Here is an 8811-nt window from a genome sequence, read left to right on the forward strand (position 1 = left end):
GACACCGATGACACCGATGAGTTTCCCGCGCCGCGCCGGTCTGTCCGCGTGAGACCGACTCACGGAAGGCCGGCGCCATGCGGAAACTGATCTACGGCATGAACCTGACCCTGGACGGCTACATCGCCGCGCCCGGCGACGACATCGGCTGGAGCGTGCCGAGCGACGAGCTGTTCCAGTTCTGGTCCGACCGGTTGGAGGCGACCGACCTGACGCTGTACGGGCGCAAGCTGTGGCAGACGATGAGCTCCTACTGGCCGACCGGCGACCAGCGGCCCGAGGCCACCCCGGCGGAGATCGAGTTCGCGCGCCGCTGGCGGGACATGCCGAAGGTGGTGTTCTCCTCGACGATCGACCAGGTCGACTGGAACACCCGCCTGGTCACCGGCGACGCGGTCGCCGAGATCACCCGGCTCAAGGCCGAGGACGGCGGCCCGATGGACATCGGCGGCGCGACACTCGCCGGGGCGGCCATGCGGGCCGGGCTGATCGACGAGTACGTCCTGGCCACCGCGCCGGTCCTGGCGGGCGGCGGCACGCCGTTCTTCACCGCGCTGGACACCTGGGTGAACCTCACCCTGGTGGAGACGCGGACGTTTCCCGGCGGCGTGCTCCTGACCAGGTACGAGACGAGGCGTTGAGCGCCCGTCCCGGGTGACCCGACCACCGCCCGGGGCTCAGCCCCGGCCGTCGCCCAGCGCGGCCACCGCGGATTTCGCCGCCTTGATGGCCCCCTTGTTGATCTCCTCCGTGTCCGGGGCCTTCTTGCTCTCGAAGTCGCTGCCGTTGTAGGTGACGATGACGAGGGCGTTGGCGACGCGCACGAGCACCACGCCCTCACGGGTCTGCTGCTTGTCCTCCGTGGTGAGGTTCACGACGGAGTAGGCGCTGTCCCCGAGCCCCGGCACGGCCCCGCCGCCGCTCTTCTCGGCGACCCGCTGCTCGTACTCCTCCTTCGCCTCCTGGTCCGACTCGCTGATCTCGAACGACACGTCGAGCCAGCGGTAGTCGTACCCCTGGAGGGCGTTCCAGGAGCAGGTGCGGCGCAGCGCGGTGTCCGTCGAGGGGATCTCCTTGCCGGCCGTCTTCGCGCCCGGCGCCAGGGACTTGACGGTGGGCACGGGCACCGCGGCGCAGGGGGCGGGCGCGGCGGTGTAGGTCCTCGGTGCCCCGGAGGACGACGAGTCCGCGGAGGAGGGGGACGCGGCGGGTGTCTCCTGGGCCGCCCGGTGCCCGGCGGCGGCCGGCGGCGCGGCCGGTCCGGACGACAGCGCCCAGCCGGCGCAGGCGAGCACCGCGACCGGCGACAGACGCGCGGTGAGAGCGAGCGGCAGAGGAAGGGAACGCACGGCGCACTTCTCGTGGGGGAGGGGGTGCGGAGGGGTCCGCATGGTGGACGGGGACGACAGTGTCACACGACTGCCTGTGGGGCGGAAGTGCCAACGCTCTGCGTACCCGGCCGGTCACGACAGCCGGTGCCCGGTGTACCGCTATGCCCGCTATCTTCCGCGCACGTGCCCGTCGTACGGGCGTCTGCGGCACCCGCTCCGTCCCCTCCGCCGAGGCGAACCCGGCACGCGCCGCAGCACGCCGTCCGCCCGGGGCGCGGGCCCGGCACGCGGACTCCACCGGACCGGCCGGCCCGGGCACCGCCCGGACCGGCCGGTCGCATCGGGTCAGGCCTCCTGGAGCGCGCGTGCCATCCGCGCGCACTCCTCCAGCGGCGAGAGGATCCCGAGGAGCGTCCTGAGCGAGCCGGCGATCTTCCGGCTCGGCCCGCGCAGCCGGCTGCTCGTCCTGCCGATGAACACGAGCATGGGCCCGAACTCCTCGAGGCAGGTGGCCGCGACCCGCACCTCCCGCGTCTGCTCGATCACCTGATCGAGCTGGGCCTCGACGAAGTCGGGCCACTCCGAGCGGGGCGTGTCCCGCACCCATTCCAGGAACGCGCGCAGCGCGCCGAGCGTCAGCTCCATCCGCGCGGCCAGGCGCCAGGCCGCCGCCTCCAGTTCGTCCGAGGGGCCTTCGATGGACTTGGCGAACCGGTTGACGACGGCCAGCCGCGTACTCATGGGGGCGCCCGGCAGGTTGGCCCGCACCACGTCCTCGGTGAACAGCTCCCCCATCGCGCCCAGATCCTTGAAGGCCGCCTCCACCAGGGCCACGTCCTCGGCCATCGCCTCCATCTCGGTCTCGGCCGCCACCGCCAGCTCCAGCAGTCCGGGACCGCTCTCCTCCAGGGCGGCCGGGGGCTCGGCCACCTCGTGCCCGGCTCCGCCGCCCTCGCCGCCCTCCTCGGCGGGGGCCGGTGCGGCGGCCAGGCCCAGCTCCTCGGCCAGGGCCGCCCGCAGCAGGGCGCGCGCCTCGGCCCGGCCGTCGGGCAGCGGCGGGAACTGCAGGGCCGGGAGCGCGTCCAGGCCCGCCGGCACCGTCCCGGCCTGCCCCAGCAGGACCGTGCTCCGCCCGGCCGCGTGCCGGACACCGAGCCCGAGGGCGACGGACGGATGGCCCCCGGTGAGATCGGCGACGACCACGTCCTCCTCCAGGAGGTGCCGGACGAGCTGTTCGCCCAGCGGGCCGGGTTCGGTGAGCTGGTCGGCCCGGATCAGGGACAGTTGCAGCTCTTCGCACACGGGCCGGACGACCTCCTCGTGGAAGAGCGCCTCGGGACCGAGGACGAGACACGTGGGCATGACGGAGTACCTCCGGAAACGGGACGGCCCGGAAAGGGCACGGTGAGAAGCGGTGGGAAGACGGGTGGGGCGGGCGGCCCCACCCGGGGCGGTTCAGTCGAAGAGGGTCAGGGCCACGCCGTCGCCGAGGTCGTCGGCGTAGACGGGCCGTTCCTCGATGCCCAGCGCGGACAGCAGATGGGCGGTGAGGACGCGGTGCCGGCGGCCGACCCGGACGGTCTCGCAGGGGAAGGTGCCGAGGGCCACCAGCCGGTAGGCCGTGCCCAGGCACATGCCGTACGCCCTGGCCGCCGTCCGCAGGTCGACGCTGACCGGCAGGTCCAGGACCTCCCGGAAGGTCAGAGGGGTCTGCGCGCGTCCGGTCATCCGCGGCTCCGGGGGCGCAGGGACAGCGTGCCGACCCGGCGGCCGTGCTGGAACCGGCAGGCGGCGGCGACCGCTCCGGTCAGACCCCACTCCCGGGCCAGGGCGCCGATGCGCACCCCCTCCACCCGGTCGGCCGGGACGGTGATCCGCACGGTCGCGGCGAGCCCGTCCGGCCGGTCGCGGCCGGCCACCTCCGCCTGCCACAGGGCGCCCCGGTCCTGGCGGGAGTCCACCGTGTACCGGATGTCCTCGACGGTCCGCTCGGGCCGGGCCTGCCGGGCGGAGTTCCAGGCGCGGGTGCACGCGGAGCGCAGCAGGACGGAGCCGGGGTCGGGGGTGCGCGGCTCGATGGTCCGCAGCGCCTCCAGATAGGCGGTCAGCATCTCCGCCTCCACGTCGTCCCGGTCGGTGCCGAAGCGGTGGACGATGGTGAAGGCCTGGCGGCGCAGACCGGGCAGCGCGCACCACACCGCGCCCAGCCGCCAGCCGTTCCCGTCCGTGTCCTGCTGGGACAGCGCGGCGATCTGGTGCCACAGCGCGGCCCGCACGGGGGCCGGCGCCGAGCGGTCGTAGAGCACGGGGCGGGCCTCGGCGGAAGTGAGGGCGGTGCCCGGGGCACCGGATCCGTCGTCCAGCCGGAGCCCGGTGAGCGGCTCCCGGCCGCCCACGTCCCGCTCCACGCGCGCGAAGAGGCCGGAGTACGAGGATGACGTCATCGTTGCTCTCCTGTCAGGGGTGTCACAGGGGGGTCATGGCGCCGTGGGCGGATCACGCGGACGGGTCGGCGGCGGCCGGACCCGGCCCGCCGCGCCACCGGGTGAGGGACCGCTCGGCGAGTGCCTTGCCGGGCGTGGTCTGCGGGGCCCGTTCGAGCGACATCAGCAGCCGCAGGAAGCCGGGCCGGCGGCGGTCGACGAGCCGGGCGAACAGCGCCTCCAGGCGCCGCTCGCGTTCCGGGCCGCCGGCCGCCCCGGCGCACCACGTCAGCAGCGCGTCCCGCATGGCCGGATAGGCCGACGCCTCGTCGAGGGAGGCGCAGACCAGGGCGACGACCTGGTCCGCGGCCTCCTGCCCGGCGGACAGCCGGTCGCCGAACCAGTCGTGCTCCTCGGCGACGAGGACGGGGAACGTGAGGGCGGCCAGCAGTCCCGCCACGTCCTCGGTGCGCACCCAGACGGCCAGGTCGCGCACGATGGTCTCCCTGGTCCCCGGGGCCCCGGCGGCGAACCGGCGCAGCAGCGTGCCCGACACGAGGAAGGCCGTCGCCGCGGCGGCGTCGTCGTCGCCGAGCGCGTCCAGCACCCGCCGCAGCAGCCGCATGGCGACCTCGGCCGGCAGCCCGTCCGTGTCCGGCCGGCACGCGGCCACGACCGCGGTGCGCAACGCCGGTTCGGGCGCGCCGCTCCACTCCTCCAGCAGCGCGTGCGCCGTGGCGGCGGCCGGGGAGCGGCGGGACGACGCGGCGAGCGCGCGGCCCGCGACCTCGGCGGCCGTCCGAGGCCCGGTGCGGAGCAGGTCCGCGAGGAGTCCCAGACTGCGCCCGGCGGTGCGTTCGGCCACGGCGGCCATGGCGCGCCCGGCGCGTTCCGCCTGCTCCTCGTCCCCGGCCGCGCCGAGCCAGACGTGCAGCAGGGGCAGCCAGTCGGGCCGTTCCCGGCACACCTCGTCCCAGACGGCCTCGCCCACCGCGGGCCACAGAAAGGTGAGGGCCCCGTTTCCGTCGCCGTCCTCACGGACCGCACACATCGCAGCGATGCCGGCCGGCAGATCCGGCGCGGCGGACGTGGGGGCCGGCCACCCCGCCGCCCCGGAGCCCGCGGGCCCCGGCAGGGCGAGCGCCGGCCGGCTCGCCTCGCCGGACCGCTGCGGCGGCTCCGGCGGGGCGTCGGGAGCGTGGTGGGCGCGGATCAGGGCGAGCAGTTCCGCCGCCCGGCCGAGGACCGTGTTCCGGCCCAGTCCCTGGTGGACGCAGACCGAGAACAGGTGGGCCGGCGGGGCGGGGGCGTCGTCCGCCGCCGAGACGAGCCGCGCGGCCTCCGCCGCGGCGAGCCCGGCCGTCAGCCCGGCGGCGGTCGGGCGGCCGGCCGGCCCGGGACGGGCCAGCGCCTCGGCCACCCGCACCGCCTTGCCGGGCGGCAGCCCGGGCGGGAGCAGCGCGGCGAGCGCCGCCTGCCCCACCTTCCTGCGCCGGCGGGCGCGCTCCTGGGCGTCCGGGCACAGGCTCGCGAAGTGCAGCGAGAAGACCTCCTGCGGATCGGGCGGCCGGTGCCGCAGCACCCGCACGTCCAGGCGCTCCTCGACGGCCCGCGCCAGATCCGGCGTCCCGCGCAGCACGACGACCAGCCGGGCGCCGGCCTTCTCCAGCTCCTCCTCCAGGCGGGTGACGTCCCAGTGCCGCAGGGAGAACGGGTCGGCCAGGTTCATCACCAGGTAGCCGTGCACGCCCCGTGACCGGGGCCGCCAGTGCGCCAGATCCACCGCGCCGTCGATCTGGACGAGCACGGGCTCGGCGCGGCCGTGCGCCAGGAGGTTCAGGGCCAGCGTCTGCCGGCCGGTGCCGGGTGGGCCGACGACGAACAGGACGCCGGAGCCGAGCGCGTCCAGGCCGGCGGTGTAGCCAGGGGGCCGGGCGAACCGGCGCCGGGCCGCCCGGAGGTCCTTCGCCCGCACCGGGCCCTGGCGCACCGGGGGCACGCCCGGTCCGCCGGGCGCGGGGGAGTCCGTCACCGCGTACCGCTGGTCGCCGTGGACCGTGCCGGTGTTGACGGTTCCGTGCGGGGCGACGACGAGCATGCTCTTGTCGCGGGCGAGTTCGGGCAGCAGGGTGTCGAGGACGTCGTCCGAGCCGACCTCAGTCGTCAAGGCCGCCCTCCAGGTCCGGGCGGGCGGACGCGTCCAGGTTGGTCAGGTGCTGCCCGCCGTGGACGGAGCCGGTGTTGATGATCCCCCGCTCGGCGCGCAGCACGCCGGTGACGTCGTGCCGCCGGGGCGTCGCGGTAGGGGCCTCGGGCCGCCCGGCCGGAGCGGCCCGGCCGGGCAACGGGCCGGAGGGGGCCGGCACGTACAGCCAGGCGCGCTGGGCGAACGCCTTGCCGTCGACGGTCGCCGGCACCTCGTGGAACCAGTCGCGGTGCCGCCCGGTGTACCCGGAGGCGACGGCGTCCTGGTGGCAGCGGTCCGAGAGGATGGCCGCGACATGGGTGATGTGCTCGCTGTGCTCGGCCAGGACGGCCCTGACCGGACGGGAGTCGAGCAGCCGGTGCGTGTCGGTACGGGCGGTTCCGTTGCCGCCGAACCCGTCCGCGGTGTCGGGCAGCGGACCGATGTGCAGGCCGACCCGCAGCCGGAGGGGGGCCGTGCCGAGAGCGTGGACGTTCAGCTCGGCGACGACGTCCTGGAGGGTGTCCAGCCAGGGGTGGATCACCAGGGGCATCAACGCGGGGTCGAAGCCCAGGACGTAGCCGTCGCCGGTGGTGGCGGGGAACAGCCGGTCGGTCCACAGCCGGGCGAGTCCGGCGCGTTCCAGCGAGATCCTCAGCATCTCGGGCACCGCCCGGCTGACCACCTCGTGGTCGATGGCGGGGCGCTCGGTGAAGCCCTTCAGGTCCACGGCCAGGATCCCGCGGTACGGCGGGAGCGGGCGGCTGCGGGAATGCGGGGCCGCGGAGGTCGCGGGCAACTGGGCACGGGCGTCGTGCATTCTCTCTCCTCTGCGAAGGTCCGCCGGGACCAGGGGAGTCGGGCCTGGTCCCGGCGGACGAAGGGGCGCTGCTGACTGCGCCCTCCGAGCTTCGCGACGGTGAGAGAGGCGTTGTGCACTCTCAGTGCGCAGAGAAGGTGACGGCGGTCACAGCCGCTCGGGCAGCAGGGCGTGCAGCCGGCGTTCGTCGACGACCTCGATGCAGGTCTTGTCGGCGCGTACGCAGCGCGGGCCCAGGCGCCGCAGGGCGTCGCTGACGGAGTTGCGGCCCGCTCCCAGGTGCTGGGCGAGTTCGGTCCGGGTGAGGCGGAAGACACGGTCCTCCGACATGCTCACCAGGCGCAGCAGTACACCCGCGAGCCGCTGGTCGAGGTCTCCCTCGCCGGCCTCCGTCTGCTCCCACAGGCGGTCGTTCGCCAAGCAGGCCAGCCTGCCGGGAAGGTCGTGCCTGACGACGAAGCTCTCGAAGACGCTCGCGGGAATGGACGCAACTTCGCATTCGCGCATGGTTTGTACGTCGGCCAGCCGGGTCCTGCCGTTCTGTACCGCGATCTCCCCCAGCACCTCGCCCGGCCCGCGGAAGCTCAGCAGCCTCTCCCGGCCGTCGATGTCCCTGCGGACGACCTTCACCAGCCCACGGACCAGTGCCAGTACGTGCGTTCCGGTATCGCCCTGGCGGAGCAGGGTGGTGCCCGCCGGGTGCGTGCGGCGGCGGCCGCTGGTCAGCTGGTCCCACGCTTCGCCGGGGACGAGGTCGCGCAGCGTCCGGGCCGGCGAAACCCGAGTGTGTTCGCTCATGCGATGAACGTAGACGGTGGCGGGGGCGTGCGGGAGGCAATGATCGTTTCTGTTCGCCGCCTTTTCTCTCCTGCCGGATGGGGCCCATCCTCGGATCAAGGCCCACCGACGCACACAACCACCGAGGTCGGAGATGCACTTCACGACGCGCCCCACCCTGCACGGCACCTTCGGCATGGTGTCCTCCACCCACTGGCTCGCCTCCCAGTCGGCGATGGCGGTCCTGGAGGACGGGGGAAACGCCTTCGACGCGGCCGTGGCCGGGGCGTTCGTGCTGCACGTCGTGGAGCCGCACCTCAACGGCCCGGCCGGCGAGGTGCCGATGCTGCTCGCCCCGGCGGGCGGCGCGGTGCGCGTGCTGTGCGGGCAGGGCGTGGCCCCGGCGGGCGCCACGGCGGCCCACTACCGCGGACTCGGGCTGGACCTCGTACCGGGCACCGGACCGCTCGCCGCCGCCGTGCCCGGCGCCTTCGACGCCTGGCTGCTGCTCCTGCGCGACCACGGCACCAAGCCCCTCGACGACGTCCTCGGGTACGCCATCGGATACGCCGAACACGGGCACGCGCCCGTGGAGAACGTCGGCCTGACCGTCGAAAGCGTACGGCGGCTCTTCGAGACCGAGTGGACCTCCTCCGCCGAGGTGTACCTGCCGGGCGGCCGGGCACCCCGCCCCGGCACGCTGCTGCGCAATCCCGCCCTCGCCGCCACCTGGCGGCGGCTGCTGGCCGAGACCGCCCACGCGCGCGGCCGGGAGGCCCGGATCGACGCCGCCCGCGAGGTGTGGCGCTCCGGCTTCATCGCCGAGGCCCTGGTCCGGCAGTCCCGGCGCCCCACCCTGGACACCAGCGGCGAACGGCACACCGGCACGCTCACCGAGGCCGACCTCGCCGGCTGGTCGGCGACCTACGAGACCCCGGTGACGTACGACTGGAACGGCTGGACCGTGTGCAAGGCCGGCCCCTGGAGCCAGGGCCCCGTCCTGCTCCAGCAGCTCGCCCTGCTCCCGCCCGAACTGCCTCCCTACGGCTCCGCCGACTACGTCCACCTGCTGATCGAGGGCTGCAAGCTCGCCATGGCCGACCGCGAAGCCTGGTACGGCGACGCCGCCGACGTGCCCCTCGCGGACCTGCTGTCCGACGACTACAACGCCGCACGCCGGTCCCTCGTCGGCGAGAAGGCCGACCACGAGCTGCGCCCCGGCAGCCCCGGCGGACGCGTCCCGCGGCTGCCCGCGCCGGCACGCACGCGCGTGCC

General features: G+C 75.0%; 9 protein-coding genes. 2 read left to right on the forward strand and 7 right to left on the reverse strand.

The window, feature by feature from the left end; translation table 11 throughout:
* Window positions 1-77 precede the first annotated feature (77 nt).
* Window positions 78-641 (forward strand): dihydrofolate reductase family protein, encoded by a 564-nt coding sequence (locus CCN44_RS12290; RefSeq protein ID WP_086697663.1) that lies wholly within the window; start codon window positions 78-80, stop codon window positions 639-641.
* Window positions 642-677: 36 nt separating this feature from the next.
* Here the strand turns inward: CCN44_RS12290 and CCN44_RS12295 are convergent, their stop codons facing one another.
* The 7 genes from CCN44_RS12295 to CCN44_RS12325 form a co-directional block, all read right to left on the reverse strand.
* On the reverse strand, window positions 678-1349 hold the full coding sequence (locus CCN44_RS12295) for a hypothetical protein (RefSeq protein WP_086697664.1): 672 nt from the start codon (window positions 1347-1349) through the stop codon (window positions 678-680).
* Between the two features lie 327 nt (window positions 1350-1676).
* Window positions 1677-2693, reverse strand: coding sequence for a hypothetical protein (locus tag CCN44_RS12300; RefSeq protein ID WP_086697665.1), 1017 nt, complete (start codon window positions 2691-2693; stop codon window positions 1677-1679).
* Window positions 2694-2786: 93 nt separating this feature from the next.
* A complete protein-coding gene (locus CCN44_RS12305; protein ID WP_059254152.1) occupies window positions 2787-3059 on the reverse strand; it encodes a hypothetical protein in 273 nt (90 codons plus the stop codon).
* Window positions 3056-3775: a hypothetical protein gene (locus CCN44_RS12310; protein WP_086697666.1), complete on the reverse strand. Its 720-nt coding sequence runs from the start codon at window positions 3773-3775 to the stop codon at window positions 3056-3058. The genes CCN44_RS12305 and CCN44_RS12310 overlap by 4 nt, the downstream gene beginning before the upstream one ends.
* 52 nt (window positions 3776-3827) lie before the next feature.
* Window positions 3828-5921: a hypothetical protein gene (locus CCN44_RS12315; protein WP_086697667.1), complete on the reverse strand. Its 2094-nt coding sequence runs from the start codon at window positions 5919-5921 to the stop codon at window positions 3828-3830.
* Window positions 5911-6759, reverse strand: coding sequence for a nucleotidyl cyclase domain-containing protein (locus tag CCN44_RS12320; RefSeq protein ID WP_086697668.1), 849 nt, complete (start codon window positions 6757-6759; stop codon window positions 5911-5913). Before CCN44_RS12320 ends, CCN44_RS12315 begins: the two co-directional genes overlap by 11 nt.
* Before the next feature lie 147 nt (window positions 6760-6906).
* Window positions 6907-7557, reverse strand: a complete 651-nt coding sequence (locus CCN44_RS12325; protein WP_158103096.1) for a Crp/Fnr family transcriptional regulator — start codon at window positions 7555-7557, stop codon at window positions 6907-6909.
* Between the two features lie 133 nt (window positions 7558-7690).
* Here CCN44_RS12325 and CCN44_RS12330 point away from each other — a divergent pair.
* On the forward strand, window positions 7691-8811 hold a 1121-nt coding region (locus CCN44_RS12330), incomplete at its 3' end, for a gamma-glutamyltransferase family protein (RefSeq protein ID WP_208639758.1).

It is taken from the genome of Streptomyces tricolor (assembly GCF_002155905.1).
Taxonomy (GTDB): Bacteria; Actinomycetota; Actinomycetes; order Streptomycetales; family Streptomycetaceae; genus Streptomyces; species Streptomyces tricolor.

What these genes read in the sequence shown, in the direction of transcription:
- CCN44_RS12310 (WP_086697666.1), bottom strand. Translation starts at nt 3,775, where the DNA reads ATGACGTCATCCTCGTACTCCGGCCTCTTCGCGCGCGTGGAGCGGGAC.
- CCN44_RS12320 (WP_086697668.1), bottom strand. Translation starts at nt 6,759, where the DNA reads ATGCACGACGCCCGTGCCCAGTTGCCCGCGACCTCCGCGGCCCCGCAT.
- CCN44_RS12305 (WP_059254152.1), bottom strand. Translation starts at nt 3,059, where the DNA reads ATGACCGGACGCGCGCAGACCCCTCTGACCTTCCGGGAGGTCCTGGAC.
- CCN44_RS12300 (WP_086697665.1), bottom strand. Translation starts at nt 2,693, where the DNA reads ATGCCCACGTGTCTCGTCCTCGGTCCCGAGGCGCTCTTCCACGAGGAG.
- CCN44_RS12290 (WP_086697663.1), top strand. Translation starts at nt 78, where the DNA reads ATGCGGAAACTGATCTACGGCATGAACCTGACCCTGGACGGCTACATC.
- CCN44_RS12325 (WP_158103096.1), bottom strand. Translation starts at nt 7,557, where the DNA reads ATGAGCGAACACACTCGGGTTTCGCCGGCCCGGACGCTGCGCGACCTC.